This window comes from Enterococcus sp. CSURQ0835, from assembly GCF_902706605.1.
Taxonomy (GTDB): domain Bacteria; phylum Bacillota; class Bacilli; order Lactobacillales; family Enterococcaceae; genus Enterococcus_A.
This window is the reverse complement of the sequence record NZ_CACSLH010000030.1, coordinates 1-24677: the sequence shown is the minus strand read 5'-3', so window position 1 is coordinate 24677 and position 24677 is coordinate 1. Positions and strand designations below refer to the sequence as shown.

19 protein-coding genes and 4 pseudogenes are annotated in these 24677 nt (G+C 33.7%); 9 read left to right on the top strand and 14 right to left on the bottom strand.

Features of this window, described 5'->3' with window-relative positions; translation table 11 throughout:
- Positions 1-10: 10 nt before the first annotated feature.
- Positions 11-859, bottom strand: a complete 849-nt coding sequence (locus tag GVJ38_RS11350) for a ParA family protein (protein WP_159723268.1) — start codon at positions 857-859, stop codon at positions 11-13.
- A gap of 1604 nt (positions 860-2463) precedes the next feature.
- Here GVJ38_RS11350 and GVJ38_RS11345 point away from each other — a divergent pair.
- The 3 genes from GVJ38_RS11345 to GVJ38_RS11335 are packed head-to-tail and all read left to right on the top strand — an operon-like array spanning position 2464 to position 3916.
- A complete protein-coding gene (locus GVJ38_RS11345; RefSeq protein ID WP_159723267.1) occupies positions 2464-2631 on the top strand; it encodes a hypothetical protein in 168 nt (55 codons plus the stop codon).
- A 54-nt stretch (positions 2632-2685) separates the two neighbouring features.
- Positions 2686-2991: a helix-turn-helix domain-containing protein gene (locus tag GVJ38_RS11340; protein WP_159723266.1), complete on the top strand. Its 306-nt coding sequence runs from the start codon at positions 2686-2688 to the stop codon at positions 2989-2991.
- Positions 2984-3916: a reverse transcriptase family protein gene (locus tag GVJ38_RS11335; RefSeq protein ID WP_159723265.1), complete on the top strand. Its 933-nt coding sequence runs from the start codon at positions 2984-2986 to the stop codon at positions 3914-3916. The genes GVJ38_RS11340 and GVJ38_RS11335 overlap by 8 nt, the downstream gene beginning before the upstream one ends.
- A 61-nt stretch (positions 3917-3977) precedes the next feature.
- On the opposite strand, the pseudogene GVJ38_RS11330 reads toward GVJ38_RS11335, so the two are convergent.
- Positions 3978-5019: pseudogene (locus GVJ38_RS11330) on the bottom strand (ISL3 family transposase).
- A gap of 1568 nt (positions 5020-6587) precedes the next feature.
- Here GVJ38_RS11330 and GVJ38_RS11325 point away from each other — a divergent pair.
- From GVJ38_RS11325 to GVJ38_RS11305, 5 genes are all read left to right on the top strand, one after another.
- Positions 6588-6842 (top strand): hypothetical protein, encoded by a 255-nt coding sequence (locus tag GVJ38_RS11325; RefSeq protein WP_159723264.1) that lies wholly within the window; start codon positions 6588-6590, stop codon positions 6840-6842.
- A 17-nt stretch (positions 6843-6859) separates the two neighbouring features.
- A complete protein-coding gene (locus tag GVJ38_RS11320; RefSeq protein WP_159723263.1) occupies positions 6860-7048 on the top strand; it encodes a CLI_3235 family bacteriocin precursor in 189 nt (62 codons plus the stop codon).
- An 81-nt stretch (positions 7049-7129) separates the two neighbouring features.
- On the top strand, positions 7130-8815 hold the full coding sequence (locus GVJ38_RS11315) for an ATP-binding cassette domain-containing protein (protein WP_159723262.1): 1686 nt from the start codon (positions 7130-7132) through the stop codon (positions 8813-8815).
- 2 nt (positions 8816-8817) lie between these two features.
- Positions 8818-9843, top strand: coding sequence for a hypothetical protein (locus tag GVJ38_RS11310; RefSeq protein ID WP_159723261.1), 1026 nt, complete (start codon positions 8818-8820; stop codon positions 9841-9843).
- A 1-nt stretch (position 9844) separates the two neighbouring features.
- Complete coding sequence (locus GVJ38_RS11305; RefSeq protein WP_159723260.1) at positions 9845-11515, top strand: putative polysaccharide biosynthesis protein; 1671 nt, start codon at positions 9845-9847, stop codon at positions 11513-11515.
- A 261-nt stretch (positions 11516-11776) separates the two neighbouring features.
- On the opposite strand, the pseudogene GVJ38_RS11300 reads toward GVJ38_RS11305, so the two are convergent.
- The 5 genes and pseudogenes from GVJ38_RS11300 to GVJ38_RS11275 all read right to left on the bottom strand — a co-directional run bounded on the left by GVJ38_RS11300 (position 11777) and on the right by GVJ38_RS11275 (position 16010).
- Positions 11777-12881 (bottom strand): annotated as a pseudogene (locus GVJ38_RS11300) (IS3 family transposase).
- A gap of 516 nt (positions 12882-13397) precedes the next feature.
- Complete coding sequence (locus GVJ38_RS11295; protein ID WP_001291561.1) at positions 13398-14615, bottom strand: tyrosine-type recombinase/integrase; 1218 nt, start codon at positions 14613-14615, stop codon at positions 13398-13400.
- A gap of 81 nt (positions 14616-14696) precedes the next feature.
- Positions 14697-14900, bottom strand: coding sequence for an excisionase (locus GVJ38_RS11290; protein ID WP_000814511.1), 204 nt, complete (start codon positions 14898-14900; stop codon positions 14697-14699).
- A 460-nt stretch (positions 14901-15360) separates the two neighbouring features.
- A complete protein-coding gene (locus GVJ38_RS11280; RefSeq protein WP_000857133.1) occupies positions 15361-15591 on the bottom strand; it encodes a helix-turn-helix domain-containing protein in 231 nt (76 codons plus the stop codon).
- Complete coding sequence (locus GVJ38_RS11275) at positions 15588-16010, bottom strand: sigma-70 family RNA polymerase sigma factor (RefSeq protein WP_000804885.1); 423 nt, start codon at positions 16008-16010, stop codon at positions 15588-15590. The genes GVJ38_RS11280 and GVJ38_RS11275 overlap by 4 nt, the downstream gene beginning before the upstream one ends.
- A gap of 504 nt (positions 16011-16514) precedes the next feature.
- Between GVJ38_RS11275 and GVJ38_RS11265 the strand changes: the two genes are divergently transcribed.
- A complete protein-coding gene (locus GVJ38_RS11265; RefSeq protein WP_001227347.1) occupies positions 16515-16868 on the top strand; it encodes a helix-turn-helix transcriptional regulator in 354 nt (117 codons plus the stop codon).
- A gap of 59 nt (positions 16869-16927) precedes the next feature.
- Here GVJ38_RS11265 and GVJ38_RS11260 read toward each other — a convergent pair whose 3' ends face one another.
- From GVJ38_RS11260 to GVJ38_RS11230, 7 genes and pseudogenes are all read right to left on the bottom strand, one after another.
- Positions 16928-17113, bottom strand: a complete 186-nt coding sequence (locus tag GVJ38_RS11260; RefSeq protein ID WP_011058338.1) for a cysteine-rich KTR domain-containing protein — start codon at positions 17111-17113, stop codon at positions 16928-16930.
- 100 nt (positions 17114-17213) lie between these two features.
- Entirely contained in the window at positions 17214-19133 is a 1920-nt protein-coding gene (gene tet(M) / locus GVJ38_RS11255) for a tetracycline resistance ribosomal protection protein Tet(M) (RefSeq protein ID WP_000691736.1), read from the bottom strand.
- A gap of 15 nt (positions 19134-19148) precedes the next feature.
- Positions 19149-19196: pseudogene (locus GVJ38_RS14480) on the bottom strand (hypothetical protein); the annotation flags it as partial.
- A 313-nt stretch (positions 19197-19509) separates the two neighbouring features.
- Complete coding sequence (locus GVJ38_RS11245; RefSeq protein ID WP_001224318.1) at positions 19510-20442, bottom strand: conjugal transfer protein; 933 nt, start codon at positions 20440-20442, stop codon at positions 19510-19512.
- Positions 20439-21440, bottom strand: coding sequence for a bifunctional lytic transglycosylase/C40 family peptidase (locus tag GVJ38_RS11240; RefSeq protein WP_050274500.1), 1002 nt, complete (start codon positions 21438-21440; stop codon positions 20439-20441). The genes GVJ38_RS11245 and GVJ38_RS11240 overlap by 4 nt, the downstream gene beginning before the upstream one ends.
- A complete protein-coding gene (locus tag GVJ38_RS11235; RefSeq protein ID WP_000804748.1) occupies positions 21437-23614 on the bottom strand; it encodes a CD3337/EF1877 family mobilome membrane protein in 2178 nt (725 codons plus the stop codon). Before GVJ38_RS11235 ends, GVJ38_RS11240 begins: the two co-directional genes overlap by 4 nt.
- 2 nt (positions 23615-23616) lie before the next feature.
- A pseudogene (locus GVJ38_RS11230) lies at positions 23617-24555 on the bottom strand (ATP-binding protein); the annotation flags it as partial.
- Positions 24556-24677: the final 122 nt, after the last annotated feature.

The window sequence follows — 24677 nt, the reverse complement described above, 5'->3', positions numbered from 1 at the left end:
TTTATTCCTCCTAGTTAAACCATTTTTTATGTTCTTCAAGTTCATCATAAATATCCAGAAAGATAGTATGGGCTCGTTTATCCCAATGCTCAATTTTTCCACGACTAGTCTTTTCTAAGGATATTCCAGAACCATCATATCTTTTTAAACGTGCATTTTTTAAAACTACTGTTTTTAATAAATGTTGTTGATAAATATCTTTAGCTTCTTTATACATTTGAATATCAACAGCATCTCCGGATTCGAGCATAAAAGGGATCACACCGATAACTTTAAGACTAGTGTCGAATTGTTCGGTAAAGTATTCCATGTATTCCATGTATTGAATTCCATTTCTCATAGATTTAACTTGAGTTTGTAAAATTACGATTACCCATTCAGCAATATACATTGCTGCTTTACTATAAATTGAGATTGAAGGAGGAACATCGAGATAGATTCGATCATATTTATCAAATAGGGGAGACAGTCTCTCTTCAATATATTTGAATTGTTCAAGAGATGTTTGATACTTGGACTTAACCCAGTCATCAAACATCTCAAATGCAATGTTTGCCGGGATAACATCTAAATTATTTATAATTTGGTAGGTAGCCTCTTCAGCTGGTACTCCGTACATCAAGACATCATTTATAGTATACTCAAATTCAAGGGGAACACCAGCGCCACCACCTTCTTCTATTGAATAATTCATGTGTGTTAGATTCAAGACATCCGAAGTGTTACCTTGCATATCAAGATCTATTACAAGAGTTTTTTGTTTATGAACAAAAGCTGACTCAAAACTTAACATTTGAACAGCAGTCGATTTACCAACTCCACCCTTAAAATTACCTACGACAAATTTTTCTGCACTCATTTCTGATCCTCCAATCTATATTGAAAACTACTATAATATAGATTTTAATGTACTACTTTAATCAAAGCAATAGTTAATTATAAACTACTTTAAATTCGTTTTGAATAAATACCTATTTAACAGTAGTTGACTAAAATACTACCTTAATCTTAAAGGTAGTACATTATATTTTTTGCGGTAGTATTTTAGTTGTAAATTATAGGAATAGTAAGAAATTATAATGAACTCCATTTTGAAAACTTATTAACTCAATGTTCCTTATTTCATCATAGTTCACTTTTGACCGTCAATAAAAAATCCTAAATCGTTATGTCCAGTGATTAAACTAATAATATCTGGGGATAATGCTCGTCAAGATTGATTCCTTCTTTTTATATTGAAACTAATCTATCTTTTTGCTTAGCAGTCGCAAAAACAGATTCGATTTCAATTTTGTCAATTAGCGACTTTTTCTTAGTGACAGCTTTTTTGAATTACTTCTTTTACTAATTTCTTAGTGTGATCTGATGAATAAAAGCTATTCCATTTTACAATTTCTCTATTTTTATAATGTAAATTATTATCCATATAAAAGTTTATCCTAAGTGGTGTAATATCAGATTTTTTTGATACAGATCATTGGCAGGGAACACGTTAGCTATCCATGCTAATCTTCTCTCTAGAGCAAGCTTTAGTATTGAATTGAATTATATATCTGGCTAATAACTATTAACGGAGTGACATCTGCATTTCTGTAATTTCATAAAATTTATAGAAAGGATACATGTCAACTGGTAATCATTCATGGAATCATCTGAATAGTTAACATGTGATTGACTGTCCCCAATATACATACATTATGTCAAAGTATAGGTTTGTTAGTTAAAATATTGGCATGATATTTTAATTTGAACAATTGTGTGGTTTTAGTATATTATTATTTATGTAATAAAAAAATCGCATTAGAAATTTTAAAAATCTATAGTTCCAACCTCCCTATTTTTAAATACCCCAGTTAGAAGTTAATGGATACTTACTATGTTGATTAACTAATGAATTTTTCAGTATAAATATGCTAAGAGTATAATTTTTTATCTCTTATTTACTGAACTTACTGTAATAATAAGCTATCTAACGTATCAATAAAAGTAGATGTAAGAAACTAGATCAAAAACTCTTATTTATTCTATTATGTTTATGTAATGAAACAATTGATGTTATTGATTATTAGAATTAAAGTGTATTGAAATATATTCTCAACCTGTTGGTTAGTTTTATAATTGAAGACAGGCTTTATCTTGATAAATACCAAAAATAAAATTCGCTATTTGAAAATTTTATTTTTGTGTGCTATTATAACTTTAAGAACTTTAGCAGGAGTTCTCCTGCTGGTATGTCCCCCTTACATTGGAGTTTTATACTCGTGGAATGGTCTCACCATTCTAATCTCATGGCCCGCTACAACACTGGCGCTAAGCTCCGGCTCGGCGCTGCGCGCGCCTCGCGTGTTCTTCGGAGGGGACCCTCCGAACACGAAATTATCAGGAAGGTCGAGCTCTTTTGAACCTCTTCTTCTTAGGGGAAGCCCAAATTAAAAATCTGTTGGGTTCAGAAGGAGTTTCTTTATGAAAATAAAAGATGAAAAAAATAGTTCTTCAACTAGAGCGAATTTAAGGAAACGGAAAAAGAAGAAAATAAAGATTTTGATTTTTTCTTTTTTTATGAAGGGATTAGAATTACTCTTATTAATTTTACGCATTGTAGAATTAGTATACAAATTCTTATTTTCATAATTTTCCTTAAATACCTTCTCGATTTTTTTAAATACTTGGGAGGCTTTAATTAATATGCGAATAGGGACAGTTTTAAAAAAAATACGTATGATTTATTCAATAAATGCAAAAGAACTTGCCCCACAACTAGATATTTCACCCAGTTATCTTTCAGAGATTGAACACAACAAAAAAATTCCATCATTAGAACTGCTAGAAAGATATTCAGAAATTTTTGATATCAAAACTTCTTCAATAATCTTAATGGCTGAGGATTATCAAAAAAACACTGAAAAGAATAAATCTGAAAAATTTATTCAAAAAAGAATGCTTAATCTCTTAACTAAGTTTTCTTCTAGTGAGGAAAAAAATGATGCCTAGAAAAAAAACAAATGTAAATTTATATGAACTAAATCAATGTGTTTTTTATAAATGCTACTCAAAGAAAAAGCTTGCAGAAATTTTAAAGATAACTCTGCGAGAATTAAAAAATACTTCTTGGAATGCTAATACTTCATACTATCAATTTTCTCAAAAGAAAAAAGGAACAGATGAATTAAGAAAGATTACTGCCCCTGATAAGGAACTAAAAAAAGTTCAGTCAACCATATATTCATTTCTAAGAAGAATTAAAAAACCAGAATGGGTAATTTCTTCTACACTAAAAAAATCTTATTTATCAAATGCTTTGTATCATAAGAAATCTAACTATTTTTATAAAACAGATATAAAAAAATTTTACGATAATTGTCATAGAGATCGAGTATATCGTTTTTTTAAAGATAAAATGAAAACTAGCTCTGACGTTGCAAAAATTTTAACTGACTTAACTACCAACGAAAACATCCCAACTGGGTGTCCAAGTAGTCAATTAATTGCCTACTTTGCTTATGAAGATATGTTTAATAATATTAAGATAATAGCCGATAAATATAAATGTATCATGACATTATATGTTGATGATATAGTCTTTTCAAATGCTGATAAGTTTAATTACAGGGCCCTTATAAGAGAAGTAGAAAACGAAGTTAGACATTTCGATCATAGTTTAAAAAAATCAAAAACTAAGTATTACACGGGGGAAAAAGGAGCACCTATAACGGGAGTAATCGTTAAAAATAACCTACTGTACGTTCCTAACAGCAATAGAAAAAGTATATTAGATAGTTTTTCTTTAGCCAAAGGGATAAACAAGATATCCGAAAAAGAATTTAAATCGTTACGTGGCAAGGTTAATGCAGCAAGGTTAATTGAAAAAAATCATTTTAATGGAATAAATTCCTATTTAAAGAAAAACAATCCCTGATGATTTCCTTTCGTAATCATTAGGGATTTTTAATTATTCCGCCATAATATTCGGCTCTTTGTCAAATAGTGTTATTCAGAATTAAATCAATAATCGTAAATAGGCTCTGTTGAACCATGACTCTCCGGCGCAAATGACGGAAGGCTCTTAATCCAAAAGCGATCCGTTTAATGACTTTGATCAGATTATTTTTCCCTTCAAGTTTCCCGTTTGAATACGGGTATTGAAGAGAATTGATGACGGCTTTTTTATGCTTCGTTAAGTACTTGACTGATTTTTTGAACTCGGTTGGAAGTGTTGCAGGAAGCGTCTCAATTAACTCAAAAAAGTTTTGAAATCTTTCGCATCAAATGCAATCAAAAGGTCTTGATAAAATTCATAGCAGACACGCAAGTCAGAATCGATCGAGAGTAAATAATCCACGACCTCAGACTCCACCAAGTACTTCTTTTGAAAAAGTGGGAACTGTTTGCGCGAAGTATAATTGAGCTTGGCATTCTTTTTCAGGATGATCCGCCAGTACTTCTTAAATTTCCGATAGTCTTTCCTAGCTTGCGCATTATTTTTATTCAGACGTTTCATGGCTTGGATGCGCTGTTTATTTAATGCTCTGGTCAGTTGTTGGATAATGTGAAACCGGTCAATTGAGATCATGGCTTTAGGAAAGGCCTCCTTAATGGCTTTGTCATAAGCGGCATTCATGTCCATCACAACATGTCGAACTCGTTTGCGGGCTTTTAAAGTGAAACGCATGAAATAGGCTTTTAGTTTGAAATTCCGACGATCATCTAGAATATCAAAAATCTTTCCACTATCCGCTGTTTGTACAATTCTAAGTAAGTCGGAGCTTCTTGGTAAGGCAGTAATTGGATCATAGTCTTTTTGAACGAGTGGCGATTGAAGAAAGTCCATCCGCAATGAGGACATCTTGGCGGATCATGGGATAAGAAACCCGTAAAGACCGTTGCCATATGGCCTCTTACTTTTCGTTTAGCGACAGCCTATTTTAGAAAAGTAATGTGAGAATCTTTAATATTAAGCAGTAATTTGATGGATTTATCTAGGTTTTTGTTTGCATGTTTGATATTCTTATTGATGGACACTTGGTTTTCCTCCTATGATTGGGTTTGGCGATTTAATTATAGAAGAACCAAGTGTCTTTTTGTCATAAAAAAGATATTTAGTGTTCCTACTCATTCGAGTAACAACACTAAATATCATAGAATCTAATATTCTTGTGCCTTTTCCAACATAAAAACATAAGACAACAGGATCCCCAATCGAAACTAAGGTTTAATGCAACGCTTGTAAATTGGATTGCACAATAGACTAAGTAAGCTGCCAATGATCAGAATGTTTGTACCTTAGTTAACTTATTGATAAAGAAGTAGATAATTACCTTGATTGTAAAGGCTAAATTTGGCAAAGTTAATATCTTTGACAATATACTAACATAATGACAGTAAATAGTAGGTTATTTTAAATAATTAAAAGTAACTCTAGAAATAGTTTAGAATTGTCGTTATATTCGATAAAGCATTATCAAAAATGACTATTGTAAACATTTGACGTTGTGAGACGGGAAATTACTTTTTACTTAAAATGATGAATTTGGATCATAGCATAGAGATAGTTAACTTTTCTCTATTTCAGGAATAATCATTGCTTCTTTGAAGGGATAAATTCAAAGTAAAGCTATGCGAGCAACATTCTAAATGAGCATCAGACTATCTGTCTTATGACTGGAAGGAAAAACGCATTTTTGATTTCCTTACTATACTAGCAGTAAGAACCCTTTTTAGTGTTTTAATGAGTGGAATTGGTTTTAAAAAAGGTCCCTAAAATGAGGAGTTTATGGTTCATCAGTGAAAGAGCACCAAAGCAAGTGAAAAATAAGTCGTTTAACCTATAACGAAGTATCTGATAAAAGGTAAGTTTCCGAACTTAGATTTTATTTTGAAGAGACCGATTATTTGAGTGAGAATAATCAATATGTAATAACTGATCTGTAAGTATTACAAATAAGGTCGAATATAGCAAAGATAGAGTAATGATAGTCTTTTTGATGTTTTAATTGCGTCACGGTCATAACGTAGTAGGTTTTGTGGCTATGTTAAATGCGTAATAAGAAACAGAAAAATATTGATATATTAGGTAGATCAATAATAATTTTATAATTATTGAGTTTAATGATCTTTGTGTGATTAATCATTATAATATATCTATTTATATCTACTATATTTGACTTTGTTTTAGAAAAATAAAATAGTTTTAAATTGGTATATCTGTTTTGTGAAGTGGTGTTTATAGGGAATGGTAATATTATTATTGAGGACACGTAACACGCGTGTTGAAAATATATCACTAAAACAGAAATTAAGGGGTAAATAGACGTTAAAAAGATAGTATTTATTACTTTTAAGCAGGGATAATTTCGTTTTAATTACTATGTCTGAAATATGGTAGGAAAAGTTTAAAGTAATAGATTTCTGAAAGTCATTAAATGACACAAGCAATGGTTATAAATTGGTATATGATGTTTCTAGTTAAGAAAAGGGTAATATATATCTTTAAAAAATGTAGAAGTATGTATATAATAACTTTGAAATTTAGCTGGTTAAGTACTTAATAATTATTTTAGCGTATAAATAAGTGTTGGTGGGGATAATTGATGAAAGAAAAATTAGTTAAAGAAAAAATATTGACAGCCTTAAATAAGGTAACAAAGAACAATTTTGAAGATTATGAATCAATTCAAAATTTCCAACTAACAGGTTGGAAAATAGGAATGAATGCAGTAGATCTAGCATATTTCCTTCTAGAATTAAGAAAAAAATTCAATATTTGTTTTACAGAGAATGATGTAAAAGATTATAGGTTCAATACTTTAAAAAGCATTGAAATTATAATAAATAAAAAAATTTAGTATAGGAGGATTTAAAAATGTTATTAGGAAAAAGAAGAAAATTATCTATGAATTCTATTGAGGCATATGCGTGTAATTGTTCTTGTGCAGCTAATTGTTCGTGTAGCTGCTGGGTCGGATTTTTACACAGCGGTGGATTTACAGGTAATAGATCAGATGTTCAGAATAGAAATGCTCGTGGAGCAAGTGGTAATCCCAAAATGTAATTCTAGATCTAAAATATTGTCGTTGAAGCCTCATGATTATTTTACAATTATGAGGCTTTATTTATATATAAAGGAGCAAATATGCTAAAAAAGATTATTTTCAAAAACATACATAAGGAAATTATAGTTATTTTATTTATTATGATCATATTATCATCTGGAATAAAATTACAATTGCCAAGCATAATCAGTTCTATTATAGACTTAGCAAATAAGAATAAGTCTTTAATAGAACTACCACGACTGGTTATTTGGGGAATAAGCTATTCAATTATTGGTTTTTTATTATCTTTATGTATTGAGAAGATAAGATTACATATTTGTCAAAAAGTTTCCTTAACAATTTATAGAGAAACTTTGAAAAATATTTTTAATAAGAAAAATGAATTTTATTTAAATAAAAACATTACGGAATTAATGAATAATCTAGATACAGATATAAATGCAATTGTATCATTATTTAACGATACAATTATCTGGAGTGCAATTTCAATTTTTTTACTTTTTGGAGGTATTTTTTTTATTTTTAAAATAAGTCCAATTTTACTTCTAGTGATTATCATTAGTGTGGGAATCAAATTATTAGCTATTATTTTAACTGGAAAAAAGCAAGAAGAATATCAAAAGATATCGTTTGCCTTTCATGATTCTTGGTATAAAAGTTTCAGCAATTTAATGGGCGTTGTTCTTGAATTGAAAAATTTCAGGACACATCCAAAAGCCATTTATAATTTGTCTAATGTATTAATTAATAGAATTAGAATAGAAAATAAAATTAGTATTGTATCAAAATTGACAACAGATTTTGTTCTCCTAATTGACGAAATATCTAATTTCATAGTTTATTTTATAGGGATATGGTTAGTTAGTAAATACCAATTAACAGTGGGAGAGTTGTTTAGTCTTAGTATCTACCTATCATATGTTTCAAATCCTATAGGTTTGTTTTCTAGCACTTATTTAATGATTAAGACGGTAGAACCTTCTTTTAATAGATTAAATAAATTATTGAATACATTACCTGAATCCTCTGAGGGTAAAGAAATATTTAGTATAGAGAATATTCAGCTTGATACTGTGTCTTTTAGCATAGGAAAGAAAGTGATATTTCGAAAGGCGACGTTTTGCATTAATAAAGGTGAAAAAGTTCTGATTGTAGGTGAGAATGGCTGTGGGAAATCAACATTAATAAAAATATTATTAGGTGTAAATAAATGTATCCAAGGAAAAGTGTTGATAAATGGAGAAGATATAAATAATATTAATATGTCATCATTGTGGAGTAATCTATCTTATATAAAACAAGAAGCCTCTTTAATGGATGATACGATTAATAATAATATAATTTTGTATAGAGATGCTATTGGAGAGGATGCACTTTTTGAAGTAATTAGGCAGTTAGGGTTGGAGCAGTTAATAGAAAAAAAGGGATTAAATTTTAAAGTTGGCGAGTATGGGAGAAATCTTTCGGGGGGAGAGAAGCAAAAAATAATACTTGGAAGAAACCTAATAGAAAAAAAGGATCTTATAATAATGGACGAAGCATTTTCTAATGTTGAAAAAAAGTATGAAACAGAATTTATAGAGAAAGGTCTATCTTTAATAGAAAAAGATAGAATCATACTTTTTGTATCACATGATTTATCATATATTCATCTTTTTGATAAAATATTGTTCATTAGTGAGGATAAAATAATATGCGATATTCCTGATAATATTTTAAAGTTGAAAGAATTCACTGAACTATCTGGAATAGCTACGGAGTAATTATGAAAAAAATTGTATTAATTGATACACCTATAAATGAGTATACAAAAAAAATGTTAAATAATAAAATTTGTTGTCTTACTGTTTTTAATGGAAAAATGAAAGCATCAGATGAACCACTAGTTAATGATGGGGTATGTACTCATGGTTCGGTTTGTTTATCAATAATGGATAAAGTACTTAAAAATATGGAGATTAAATTTTATGTTATTGAGCTACTTAAAAATGATAATTTGGGCAATATAGATGACTTAATAGTTGCTCTAGAATGGTGTAGTACTAATAAAGTAAGTGCTATTAATTTAAGTTTGGGTACAACCTTATACAAAGATATAATATTATTACATCCATTGTTAAAAAAAATAGCTAAACATACTCCCATTTTTTCTGCCCTTTCTAATAGAAATGAATTTAGTTATCCTGCGAAACATCCTAGTTTAATAAGTGTAGCATCTTTTGATAAAAAATTTGATAGTTTTATTCATGCAGATAAAATCATTAAAAATAATGAGCTATTAAAATTTAAAGAACTATGTTGTGAAACAGAAATTCTTAGTAATAGTTATGCTTGTGCTTTAGCGACAGCTAAATATATAAAGGAAGGAAATGACGATCGTTATTTTTATGTTGATAGAGATTTGTTTTTATATCCTGAATTAAAAAAAAACTACTTTTTATTTAAATACTCTAGCGATCAATATGTTAAATATATAGTAGAAAAATGTAATAATCTAGTTGTAAATATATATGGAGATGAAAATTTGTATTATAAGAGTAATCCTTTTCTTATACACTATAATACTGTGGTAATAATGGGTGTTAAGTTTGGTGATAGAGTGGAATCTTATATCTCAAATATCAATCGTGAATATCATCCTGATATTATAGTAATATTCTCTGAACATAAGTTAACAACTTCTAAATGTATAAAAGTATTCGCATCTTCTAAACTATTAATTAATAGAATAAAATTTAATCGCGTGAAGAAGAATACTATTCAGATAAAAAAAGGTTTTAGGAAGGTGTAATATGGACAGAGAACAGGTAAGATTAGAAAAAAGAGTCGACAGATATAGAGATAAAAGAAAAGTGAGTATTTCTTCTAATAGATCAGCACAAAGTATCATGATGAGAAGTACTGTGTGGTTAACTATTGGAAATATAACCTCTAGAGTACTAGGTGCGTTATATGTAATTCCTTGGTACAAATGGATGGGAGAAAATGCTCATGGGGCTCAATACTTATTTTCTAAAGGATATAATATCTATGCTCTTTTTTTAATGATTTCGACAGCAGGTATACCTGCTGCAATTGCGAAACAAACAGCAAATTATAATTCATTAGAAGATTATGCTTCTAGTAGAAGGTTATTAAAACAAGCAATTATTGTGATGACCTTTCTTGGAATTATTACAATGATAACTATGTTTACCTTTTCTGGTCGCTTTGCACAAGGAAATAAAGACTTGTCTTCTGTTATAAAGTTCCTAAGCTGGGTCCTATTGATTTTCCCAGCAATGAGTGTACTAAGGGGGTTTTTTCAAGGAAATAATGATTTAATGCCGTACGCTATATCCCAAATTTTAGAGCAGATAATAAGAGTTGGGTTCATGCTAGTAGTTACTTATTACATTATGATAGTAAGCAATAATAAAGACTATAGACTTGCCGTAATTCTATCGACTTTTGCCGCTTTTGTGGGAGTTTTTAGTTCTCTAGTTATATTGATATACTTTTTTATCAAGAAAAAACATACATTCTTTATAGCTGATAATGCAGAGAAGTTGGCAATAGCAACTAATAACGAATCGACTAGTATCTTAATTAAGAATATGATATTACAAGCAATACCATTTATATTTATTGGATGTGGAATTAGTATATTCAAGTTAATAGATCAATTCTTCTTTGAAAAGATCATGGTAGAGGTAACTGATTATTCTATTATTAGGATTAAGGATATTTTTACTCTTCTTTCTCCTAATCCAGATAAGCTAGTAATGGTCATTATTTCATTAGGTACCTCTATGGCAACAGCGGGGTTACCCCTTATAACTGAAAAATTCATCAAGAAAGAGATAGATAGTCTTAAAGATTTAATTATAAATAATATAGGTCTTTTCTTTTTCGTGATGACACCAGCTACGATTGGAATGATTCTAATTTCTGAACCATTAAACACCTTATTCTATGAAAAAAGTGAGCAAGGAACTCATTTACTAGCTTTAAACTGCGTGCTAGGTATTGCTATGGGGCTATTTCTAGTATGCGCTACTATGCTTCAAGGTTTAAATGGAAATTTTAAAGCGGTTCTATACTTACTACTGGGCATCATAACTAAAATCTTAACACAGTATCCTTTGATTTATTTTTTACACGAGGATGGAGCAATACTATCGAGCTTATTAGGTTTTACGATCATAAATTTATTTACAATTTATGAAATATATATTAGAACAAAATTTAATATCTTGAGTAGTCTAAAACTAATTACCAGGATTATTGTTATATCAATAGGGATGGGCATATTATTAAAACTAATTAAAATAATGTTAATGAAAAATCTAGATATTACTTTTAAGTCTCAATCTTTTTATTGTATTCTGATAATGGTAGTGGTAGGTGTACTATATTATCTTCTTGTCACAGTGAAAATCGGGCTATTTCAAAAAATTTTTATTAGAAGAAGCCTAAAATAGACCAATTTATCATTACTAATTTCAGATAGATGTAGATAATTACATTTTACGTGGTACTTGACCGCTGTATACTAAGCGTTCGAGTTTCAATGAAATCGTATTTAGGTGCGACATAATTAATGATTCAAAAATTAGGCTATTATTTGTCGGAGTATTATGTAGTTAATAAAAAAATTGGTAATAGGAGACCTTCGATAGTATCAAGGATATAATTGTTCAAAAATGGTTCGGAGATTATGTTACCTTAATAGAGAGTACATCTCAGAAGTTTTGTTGAATTCGAATTTCATTATAATAAGTAATGTATTCTTTTACCATTTCTATTACAATTGGTGTAGGCTCATTTGTGAGCCCATCTAAGTAGAACGTTTCAGACTTTAGTGAGGCATGAAACGATTCGACGCAGGCATTATCTGAGTATGTCCCTTTACGGGACATACTCATGGTAATGCCTTTTGTTTTTATTTGTTTCTAGTAGTCAAAAGAAGTATAAACAGAACCTTGGTCACTATACAATAGACAGTCTGTTGTTTTGGGCAGTTGATCAAGTGTATCTAGAACAAAAGCTGTATCTTGCTTATCACTGATTGTATAGCGATAATTTCACCATTGTACAAATCCATAATCGAAGATAAATACAATTGCTTTTGACCAAAAGGGAGATAAGTAATATCTGTTACCAATTTCTTTAAAGGGGCTTCTGAAGAAAATTGTCTATTTAACTTGTTCTCGACAACCATATAAGGTTGTCCAACTTTACTACGTTTCTTCATTTTCACACGACAATTCCAATGATATTTCTGCATAATCCTTTATATGGTATTTTTATTAACTTTATATTCCTGGTTAATCAACGCAGCGATCTTTCGATATCCATATCGAAACTTATGCTGGAAGCAGAGGCGACGGACAGCTTCTTCAAGGGCAGTTAACTTCCCTAAGTTCTTCCGATGAGTCCAACGATAATAAGAAGCTCGCGAAACTCCGAAAAACTGACATAATGTAGTAATAGTTACTTTCCCTTTCATTCTTTTGACTAATTCTACAAATATTTCTGGCTCCACATCCTTTCCAATTCTTTGTACTTTTTTAGCACCTCAACGTGCATTTTTAAAAATTTATTTTCATTTCTAAGCTGTTGTTCAGTTGATTGACCTTCTGGACCTTTTCCATAAGAATATTGTTTTCCCACCGGTTGAACTAGTCGGTGATTCTCCCCATTACGATACCAACGCCACCACGTTTCGACTTGTGTTTTGTTTTTAATGCCTAATTCTTCCATAATCGTTTTGGCAGGAACGTTTTCTTGTTTCATTTGTATAGCCATTTTTTTGATGTGAATCGGATAGCTCACTCGATTTCCCATTGAAAAAACACCTCCTAGTTAAATTCATTTTAACTTGAATTCAACAAGAGGTGCTTTTTTATTTTGTCTCAGTTTATCGGGTCAGTTCCTATAGGACTGAGTATGTTTTTTGTGTAGGTATATATTATTAAGCGCGTCCCTGACGGGTGTCTAATATTCTAATGTGCCGCGTAACCAAGTATAAATGCCATCAACTGATCTTATAATATTTTAAATTATCTATCCGTTAAATACTATCAATGTTGATATTTTATTCAACTTTGTACTACATTAGTATTAGCGAAAAAAACATAACTATGTAATTACTCTTTTGATAGAAAAAGTTTATCTTCTTTTTTAAATAAACAAAGTATAAATTTCTAATTATCTTTTTATATTTTCTTAAATGCTCGTAAAGCCTTATTCTATGTGCTTTCGAGTATTTTTACTGTAGGAAGATACTTCACGTTTCTTTGCATATTTCCTCATGTCTTAGCTGTCAGAAGTGGTAAATAAGTAGTAAATTCATTTGTACTACTAAGCAACAAGACGCTCCTGTTGCTTCTCTTTATTCAAGCGTTTCATTTCTGCCATTGCAGAATCGAATGTTGCATGTGCGTAATAGTTCAGCGTCATGGCTATATTAGCATGTCCCATAATGTACTGTAATGCCTTTGGATTCATTCCTGCATTTGCATAGTTGGTACAGAATGTATGTCGCAAACTATGTGGAGTGATGTGTGGCAATTTATCCTCGTTATACTTATTGTATTTCTTAACAAGACCTTTCATCATGCCGTTGTAATCACTTGCCACTTTTGGATAGTTCTTTCTATTAAGAAAGAGGAAATCACTATATCCATCAATCTCAACACGCTTATCATTCTTTCGATTCGCTAACACTCGCTTAAATGCTTGATAGGCTTCTTCAACCATAGGAACTTGACGTTCGCCACTTTTGGTCTTTGGTGTTTCAATGTAGTACCCAATTTCAGTATCTCTCAATAGCTGATGGTCTATATTGACAAGACGATTCTCAAAATCTAAATCTGGAAGTGTCAAACCACCAAACTCTGAAATACGAAGACCTGTTTTTAAGAGTATCAGAATTTCATCATAATTTTTGCTGTAGGTTTTATCAGCTTTTGCAAAGGCTAACAGTTTTTCTTCCTGTTCTTCTGTTAGTACGGTCTTAGGGACAGTATCATCATCAAGAACTGCTTTCAGTTGAAAGTCAAATGGATTCTTCCGAACACAATCATCTTGTATAGCAATATAGAATGAAGCCTTTAAAGAACGTTTGTAGTTATTGATGGTTTGATAAGCATAACCATTTTCACTCATTCTAATAGCCCATTCTTTAGCGTCTGATGGCTTAATACTGTCAATACTTCTTACACCTAACTTGTCTTTCTTCAAAATATCCATAAGATATTTGCGTCCAGTTTCAGTGTTTTTTCTAACCTTTGGTCTTTGAGCGTTCTGTTTTGCGTAAAGCTGGCAGAGTGTCATTTTCTTTCCTACAACATCAATACCATCATGAATGTCTTTCTGTAACTCTGCGATTTTCTCTCTAAGTGAGATACAATCACGCTTTCCTGCTGGTACTCGGTCTGTAGCCACAAGTTTCCACGAGTAAACAAATTGCGGTTCTCCAAATGAATCTATATATTTGTATAAGTATCTTCCGTCTTTTCGTTGGCTCTCTCCAGTCTTTAAGATTCGACCTTTATTGTCACGTCTTTTTTCTGACATGGCATTTGCTCCTTTCCTTTATGGAAAGAGCCTTGATACGACTTAATACTATTTTATCATATACAAGACCCTTTGGCGACGCTAGATTGCGTCCAATGTATCTATAATTTTTTCAAATTGTTTTCGTTTAATCTGAATACGATTGCCATTCATAATCAGCCAATTTGCATTTTTATTTTCCTCTGCCAAGCGTCGTAGCTTGTTTTCGCCAATACGAAAATATTTTGACGCTTCTTCAATGGTTAGGGTATAACGTTCCCAAATAGGAATGTCAGTCTGCTTCATAAAATCCTCCTTTCCAAATCACTTATTTGGATTTCATAAAAGTTGTTTTACCAGCAATCGAACAGCTTTAGCAAAGCTCACGGGAGTTCCACCCCTGCATGGTTCTCATGTAGCCATACTCATTGCCTGCGACGGTTTTATCACGCTCGGACTATTGACTGTATGGGAGTATCATTATCACGATAAGAATGTCGTTGCAGGCAATCCTGCTAAAGATTGCTTCTCGGATCACTAACATGAATCGCTCGCTATCTTTATAAGATAGGTCATGGCGGTTAGTTCCGTTGGCTCTTTTCTTATCGAAACGTATTCGATTACTTTTATTCAGTTTTCAAAGAACAATGGCTCGTTAGCCTATCAAAACACATTGAAAGCTCAATATGCTTTGGTGGAATAACAAACCTCCCTGTTCGGGAAGCGTGGAATGGTTTAGCACGCTTCCACGAAAGGAGAGAGGATATTACTTAATTTCAAATGACAAAATCTTTGTAATCAGTCTGGTTTCCATTCTTCCACGTAAGACTTCATCAACGACCATACTTTGATTGCCATATTCATCTTTCATAAGTCGTAGGGAACGCTTCGTTATGTACCCTCTGTAATGATGTAGAATCTGGTTAATCGCTTCGGTATCGCCATCTGTTGCCTTTACAATGAGAGGAAAGGGAATCATAGGATATTGTGTTTTCATTCTTCAAATTCCTCCATAAACTTTTTAATTAAGGCTAGTCCACTGGTTCTATGCCGATAGACAGTAGAACGGTTCAATTTCAACAGGTCTGCAATTTCTGAATCGCTCATGTCCATAAAGTAAAACAGCAGTAGAATTTCACGTTTCTTGTCTGGCAACTCACGTAATGCTTCACTCAACAAATCATTTTCAACGCCTACTGATAACCCATTGAGTGTAAAAATCTGAAAGTCAGTTGAATAGTTATCTGTTGTCGCAAACTGGCTAACAAGATAATCGCCAACATCCGAAAAGGACACCTCACGCTTTGCAATCCTTGAAAGATAAAGCATATAATTCTTTCGCTCGTCTTCCATAGCACGTTTACAGATATAGTCAAACTGATTTTCTATTGTGGTCTGAAAAGAAGATGGTTTCATGTTTCTCACCCCCTTTCTGTCTAGGAAAGGAAGTGAGCCTTGCTCGTTTATCTCCTTTCACTCTTAGTCCCAATGTGAAAGGGGGATTTGTTGCATTACTGATAAATAAACTTTGTAAAAAAGTTCTGAATAGCCAAAAAAGCATATAAACAGATTTATTTCTCTGTTTACATGCTTCTGTTATTCTATCTATATGATTTATAAAACCACATTGGTGGACGTACTTATCTATTGCAGATAGACGACTTTTTTTGACAAGAACCCAATGTAAGGAAATTTATTGTATATGATGTACTTCATGGCGACGTTGACCTCCAACAAACCGCCATTTGGAAGTAATATACAATATTTTAACAGCGTAAATAGCACTACCATATAACGGTTTTTTTTATTGGCGTTTAGTAGTGCTTTTTATTAAATATAAACCTATAAACCATATAACACGTTTTTCTATACCTGTTTTTAATTCAGTAGGAACAATAAAATGTATAGAGGTGGTCTACTATGCGTAAAAAAGAAGATAAATATGATTTTAGAGCCTTTGGTTTAGCCATTAAAGAAGCTCGATTGAAACGAGGTTTAACTCGTGAACAAGTGGGAGCATTGATTGAAATTGACCCACGGTACTTAACTAATATTGAAAATAAAGGGCAACACCCCAGCATACAAGTTCTTTATGACCTTGTATCGTTACTTCATGTTTCCGTTGATGAATTTTTCTTACCTGCTAATAACTTGGTAAAAAGCACCCGACGATTACAGATAGAGAAATACATGGATAGCTTTACAGACAAAGAACTATCCTTAATGGAATCTTTAGCCAGCGGTATCAACGAAGCAAGAAACATCGAAGACTAATTAAAAGAATCCATACATAACGGAAAGAGCCGATAAAATGAGATTGTATTAATCTCATTTTATCGGCTCTGCGTCTTTGCGTCTGGCTCTGTAATCACAGTTACTTTGAACTGCTTTATTTCAATTAAATTTTCTTGTCTGCATTTCGGACAATAGAGGGGGAATTTTTTTAATTCAGTATCTTCCCTTATCTTTAATCGTGTTTTATTTCCACATACAGGACACAATATCCACTTGTAGTTTATAATAACTATCTCCTCCTTTACACTTTAATTCAAATCTTTATTAAAAAATATTTCATCTTATTTAACAAGAAACCATATTTATATAACAACATAAAATACACTAAGTTATTTTATTGAACATATATCGTACTTTATCTATCCGACTATTTGGACGACGGGGCTGGCAAACAGGTTCACCGGTAGTAACATGGTACCCTTTTAACTCTGTTAAACAAACACTACGTCCATTTGTAAAGAAAGTTAAATCACTACGATATTCTTGAATACACCGAGCAGGGATTTCTCCACTAAGAATGACCTCATTATTTTTCAATTGAGTGTCTACGATGTTCGCACAATATTTAGGAGCATCGTTGTATGCTCGTGAAAGATATTCCTGTGGCGCATAAATTTTAAAACTAAGATATGGCTCTAACAATTCTGTTCCAGCTTTTTTTAAGACTTGTTCCAATACAATAGGAGCAAGCATCCGAAAATCTGCTGGGGTACTAACAGGGCTATAGTATAAGCCATACTTAAAACAGATTTTACAGTCCGTCACATTCCAACCATACAATCCTTGTTCACAGCCATAGCGTATCCCCTCCATAACTGCATTTTGAAACGATTGATTTAAGTATCCAAGAGAAACCGAGCTCTCATACTGCATTCCACTTCCCAACGGAAGCGGTGATACAGATAAACCAATGGAAGCCCAGAAAGGATTTGGCGGCACTTCGATGTGAATGGTATATTCTGCATTTTTTAACGGTCTCTCCATATAAATGACTGTAGGCTCTTTTAGTTCTATCTCCACATGATACTTTTCTTGCAACAGTGCACTAATCACTTCCATTTGTACTTTCCCTAAGAAAGAAAGTATAATTTCATGTGTCGTAGAATCCACGTAATATCGTAGAAGCGGATCACTATCTGAGATTTCCAAAAGGGCATCAAGCAACATTTCTCTCTGTTCAGGTTTACTCGGTTCAACAGTTGTTTGTAGTAGAGGGTGCGGATTTTCAATCTTTTTTCTCTGTGGCAATAGTTTTGTATCTCCAAGAACACTATTTAACTTCAAAAACTCATTTTGCAAAATAACAATTTCTCCAGAATAAGCTCTATCAATCTTACATAATTCACCATTTATTGAAGTATACATTTCTGTAACTTTTATTTTTTCTTTTTCTGATACTCTAACCGAATCTCGTAAATGTAGTACTCCACTATAAAGGCGTATATATGCAAGACGTTGTCTTTTTTTTGTATATTCAATTTTGAAAACATTTCCGCAAAGTTCAGACGGACCTCGATGTGTTGATGAATAAAATTTATTAGTAATAACTTCTATAAGGTTATCAATCCCTATATTACTTTTTGCACTTCCATGATAAAGAGGGAACAGAGAACAATTCTGAAATCTTATGCTTTCCTCTTGTTCGAGTTCCAATGCTTCTAATGATTTACCGGACATATATTTCTCTAAAAGGTCATCGTTTCCCTCTATTACCGTATCCCATTGTTCAGATTCGGTAAAGTTCGTCACACACATATTAGGATACAGTTCTACCTTCTGTTTGATTACAATTTCGGCAGAAAGTTTCTCTTTAATATCCTGATAAACCGTTGATAAATCAATTCCATTTTGGTCAATCTTATTGATAAAAAAGATTGTGGGAATCCCCATTTTCCTAAGTGCATGAAATAATATACGAGTTTGTGCTTGTACGCCATCTTTTGCAGAAATCAGTAGAATTGCCCCATCTAAAACTGATAATGAACGATATACTTCTGCTAAGAAATCCATATGTCCTGGCGTGTCTATGATGTTCACCTTCGTATTTTCCCACTGAAAAGAGGTTATTCCTGTCTGAATTGTAATTCCTCTCTGACGTTCTAAAAGCGTATTATCCGTCCTCGTTGTACCTTTGTCCACGCTTCCTAATTCTGTAATCGCTCCACTGTTATATAATAAGCTTTCTGTTAAGGTAGTTTTTCCTGCATCAACATGAGCTAAAACTCCAATATTAATAATTTTCATGTGATTTTCCTCCATTCAAAAACCCAAAAGGGCATAAAAATCCCAGTGATAAATACTTTTATCACTGGGATTTTTATGCATAACCATAGGCATACAAAGCATACAGATATTCTCCGGATACTTTAGAATCACATGATAAAGGTATTCTTAAACTGGGTACAAAAAACTAAGCCCTCCTAAAAAAGGACATCCAATTATTTGTTCCCACTATCAAATTGACAGTTTATTTAAGAATACCTTGCCGCATATTTATTAACTCCTTTTAAATAGATACTTAAATAATAGCACGTAAGAGCATATTTGTAAAGGAATCTCCAATTTTTTATCAAAGAGAGTACGTGATTACAAAATAGCTGTAATAATGTACCAATATTTGTTATTCTATAATCTTCCAATTACTCCCGTTCTTTTCAAGTACCAAATCAAATTGAGATACCTGCGTTGCTTTGGTCTGCTGGTCGATATACTCCACTGTCAGCGATACCGTGACTTGATTATCCTTACGATTGTGAATAGGATTTACCAGTTCTTGAAAGATGTACTCTTTTCCGATTGGTTTTAATATCCCGTCATTCACATAGTAGGAAAGTTCACTGGCTGTCGCTGTAGGATAGAGCTTGAAGAACGTCGTTAAAAACTCATTGATTTCATTGGTTGTAATGGAATCAACCGTCCCCTCACTTTCAATGGCTTTTGGTTTATAACTTGATTTCTTAGGTATGTTGGTAATGGTCGGATTCTTAACCAGTACCATATTTCCAGAACCATCTACATAGACACTCACTATATAAGCAGAGTGGACGGTCTTTGTATTTTCTCCCTCTGTAATGAGCTGGTCTACACTGTAGGTTACATTAAACTCATTGTCGCCAGTTGGCTCTACCGTCCATATCTGAAATCCTCTTACAGAAGACGATACAGGAATATCTTTGCGTACTGTATCAACATTGAGAGCTTGAAGTTCATCTGTCAGATAGCCTTTTAGACTTTCCATTCGATTATCAATGGACTTATCGGATTGCTCCCATGAATAGTAGACTTTCGCAAAGTTCTCTACAAAATTTTCTACATGATGAGTATCAACGTATTCCTTTTCTATGATAGTTGTTTCGTGAATAGTATGAGTATCTATAGCTGTAAAGTGCTTGAATATCGCAAAGCTGAAACTAAGCCCTAAAAGTACCCACAAGGCAATCACAACCTTTTTATGAGGATTGACCTTATAGACACGAGGTTTCTTTTCCTTTGGTATCTGTTTTTCTTTATTCTGATTTTTTCTAAATTTCATCATTAAATCTTCCTTTCTCATTGTTTGATTCGTCCTGCTCCCACTAAATGCTGTTGCCAGTAGGGGCTTGTTAAGTCGGCATAACTGATTGGGTCGCCTGCATGAAACATACGGTTATTGCCAAGGTATATCCCAACATGAGTAATATAAGAGCCAGCGTTATAGGTAGAATGAAAGAAAACCAAATCGCCAGCTTGTGCTTCCGATAGTGGGATATGCTGGGTCACATCATATTGCTGTTGTGCGGTTCGTGGTAAGTTAATTCCAGCTTTTCCATACGTCCATTGTGTCAGTCCGCTACAATCAAAAGAAGTAGTCGGGGAAGCTCCACCGTAAACGTATCGCCAGCCCTCATATTTCAGTGCTTCGTCCATGATGGCTTGTACCGTATCATCATCAAACTCTGTTGTGACAAGATACTGCGTTACCAGTTGCACATAAAACATATTGCCATAGTTGTATCGCCAGCCCCCATTGATAGGTATGGCTATGGGATTGGGGTAAGACACTTTTTCGCCACCTGAATACTCTTTTGAGAAACTTTGAGCCAGTTCAAAGGTATATTTATTTCCACGATTAGCCACATACCCTAAGAAACCACCACCATAATTGTAGGACTGGATAACCGATTCTAAATCTACACTGAGCCTTTCGCTACTGGCTAATAATTCACTGAAATACTTCACACCTTGCTTAATGGATTCTTCTGTACTCAATGAATTAGGTGGAAGACCGAGGGATTCCGAGGACTGCATAACATCTTCCGCAGTACCGCCCGATTCCACCTGTATAATCGCAAGAAGTATGTTGACATATTCTTCAACGCCATATTCTTTGGCATATTTTTCTACCATAGGCTTATGAGCCAGCACTTCTGCGGAAACATTCACACCTCCATAATGAATATTGGAAATTCCGCTGTCCTGTTCATCTGAAAATAAAATGGCAACAAACAGAAGCAGTGAGAAGACCATCAAGAATAATCCAGAACCACCAATCACTAAAGTTTTCAACTTCATGGTTTCTTACCGACTTTCTTAATGGTGGCGGTTTTGATTGGTGGTCTACTTCTTGTATTTTGTAGTGGTACTCTTTGAACAGTAGACGGACGTTCTTTTGTGATTGGACGTTGTGAAGTTCTATCTGCTGTAGTGGTTGAAGTTGCTGGCTTTTGAACGGTTTTTTCTTGAACGGTATTGCCTTGGCGTTCCACTTTTGGACTTGAAAAATCGGACTTAACTGCTGGACGCTCTTGTTTGGCTTGTTGAGATTCCTTATATGAAGTCTGAATATTAGACTGTTTTGAGGTCTGTTCATCATGATATTGTTCTTGTCTTGTAGTCGGTCTTTCATGAACAGAAGAAGCAGGCTGTTTTTTCTGTTTGACCTGTTCCATTTCAGAGCGACGCTTCGCAATGGTTTTTCGCCTTTGTTCCTGCTGTTCCTTGCGTCCACTGGCTCTGTCCGCTTTGGTTTGAGAAATACTACTGGTTAAATCACGGACATTCTCTTTTACTTTGGATTTTCCTTGATATACTGCATATCTTGCATTGGTCGGCAAATCTTTAACCTGTTCTTTCAAACCACTAGCAGTGTCTACCATTCTGTCTTTGGTATCAGCTACTGTACCGATGGTTTGACCGATACGTTTTCCAAGTGTTGATTTTTCCTTTCCGTCTGGTCGGGAGTGATCTGCTTGTGTCCTTGCAGAACTCCCCGAACCCGACTGTCCTTTTTTACCTGTAACAATGGCAGACCCAGCCCCTAGAGTAGTCATGGAACGTCCAAGTTTCCGCTGTAGACGGTGCATGTGAGCGTGCATAAGCATACGAGGTTTTCTCATCACACGACTTCCCACACTTTGAGAATCGTTACTCTGTAGAGAAAACATACTCATTAAATCGCCCAGCTTGAAGTAGATTCCTGCAAAGGTCACAATCTGTAGAAAAGCAATCAAAAAGAACGGATAACCAGCCGATAAGGTATAGAGCATGGTTGAAATACTAAATGCTGTCGTAATAATCAATGTGATTCCAGCTCGTGTCAAAATGGTATTAAAGAGCTTTGTTATGGCTCGTTTTGACATACCATCAAATGATGGAATCATGCTTAAAATAAAGCTCACAGGCAGAAACATAGCATAGATGATAAAAAGTACCTGCGAGAAAATCATGATTCCTGTTAATAGGAATACAAATATGGAAATCCCAATATTGAAGACAAATAGGAAGAAGACTGTACCTAAACGGTTAATGGTCTTTGTAATGGTTAGATTGGTATTGCTTCTGTCTTCAATTTCTTCCGCAACAATTTTTTCTCTGTCTTCGCCATTGTTGGAATCTGGGCTGGTGGAGAGCAGGCTTTCCACACGGTCAATACCGATACTTTCAATGTCTGAACTGTTGTATTGAAGCAGTAGCCACGGTTGCTGAACCTGTATGGAAAACAGGCTATCTCTGATTAAGTCCACGCTGTCCTTGCCTTGACTATCGGAATGGGGCATGACAATCTTCGTGCCAAGTGATAAACTGGCATTACTGATGTCTGATGAAAAGTCATTGATTTTTTTAATGTAGTCGGGAGCGTAGGCAATAAAGGAAGCCGATAGGATAAACACCAGCACAAAATTCATAATGGCATGAATTGCCTTTGTGGTTTCTCTCTTTATCAGTCCCGTATAGGCAACATAAACCCCAAGAACCAAAATCAAGAGTAAGAGGAATCCAACATAGAAACCCTCTGTTGAAAATCCGTTTGCACTCACACCAGCTAAGGTCTGCATATTCTTACCAATGGAATCTGCTGTAGCGGAAATGAAGTCTAAGGAATAGGCTTCCTGTACTAAGTAACCTGTCGCATTGGAAACATACAAACTGATTGTCCAAATAAAATTGGTAATGGCATATAGTCCATACATGACCTGTTTTCCAATCCCGTCCGACCAGTTCCACGGAAGCCAGCCCCAGCTATTATCCACATAAAAATCCAGTTGATAGTTTTCAAGTGGGTATCGGCTGTATTCATTTGCCACATTGACCGTATCATCTACCAAGCCCGCAGCTTGAACCACCGTTCCCAGCATGGCTAAAAGAAAAATGGCAATCACAAGTGTGAAAGCCACTGTCATTGCCACTTTACCTAGACGTTTCAGCGTCCAGTTTGATTTTATTCTGTTTACTATTGATGGTTTCACATTTACACCTCTTTTCGCACAGGTGGTCTGGTATCAAAGGCATGGAGCAGTTCTTCAAATACAGGGTGGAACTGTATCACACCGACACGACCATATAAATCACTGATAAGGCATTGCCCGTTTTCCAAATCACGCAATCGCTTCTGATTGTTTTCGTCCTCTGGGTCTACACCAAAAAAGGCTAAGGTCTTTTTAATCTCGTTAAGGTCAGTGGAACGAAATGCAAATTTTAAGCCGAGGTTATTTTTCAGTTTTTCATCTAAGAGGTCGTCTGTATTTTGGGTCACGAAATATACCCCAGCGTTCATAGCACGACCAGCCCGAACCAGCTTCATAGATAGTGTTTTTCCTTGTGCTACCTGTAAAAAGCTCCATGCTTCGTCTAAATCTACAATCTTGAAAATGCTTCGGTCTGTATGGATAAAGTCTAAAGCAAAGGTACTAATGACAATCAGCATAGCAACGGATAAAAGCTCCATAGTGGTATATTCCTCAAAGGAAGTTTCCTTGTCGGGAAGTACCAAGTCCGCAACCTGTATAATGTTCAGTTGTTTTTCTAAGCTGATAGACTGCTCCACATAACCATTACTGAATAATAAATGTGCAAAGTCATAGTCTGTAAAACTTTCGATATGGTCGGCTATACTGGTACTTAGTGGCGTATTCTCAACCCGTAATTCCTCAATCACTTTCATCAACCCTCGTACTTCACTATTGGTTACTGCACGAATGGCTTTTCTAAGGATTGGGAAGCGTTCCCCATCACGAGAGGAAATCCCCGTAAGGAATGTCAGAATATCAATAGCCAGTGATTCAGAATCTTTGGGATTTTTCATAATCACATAAGGGTCAAGTAAGCCTTTGTTTTTCTCATCAGAAGTCAGAGTGACGATATTGATTTCATGGGAAATCTCTGGCAAGGTTTCTTTCCATCTGCCACGTTATAGCGATAGGTAACTTTTTGATGTTATCTCCAAGTTTTCCCCCGCTTCACACCGTACATGAAACTTTCGCTTCATACGGCGTTCCATCATATCCAAATAGATTTATAAGTTATTTCCCA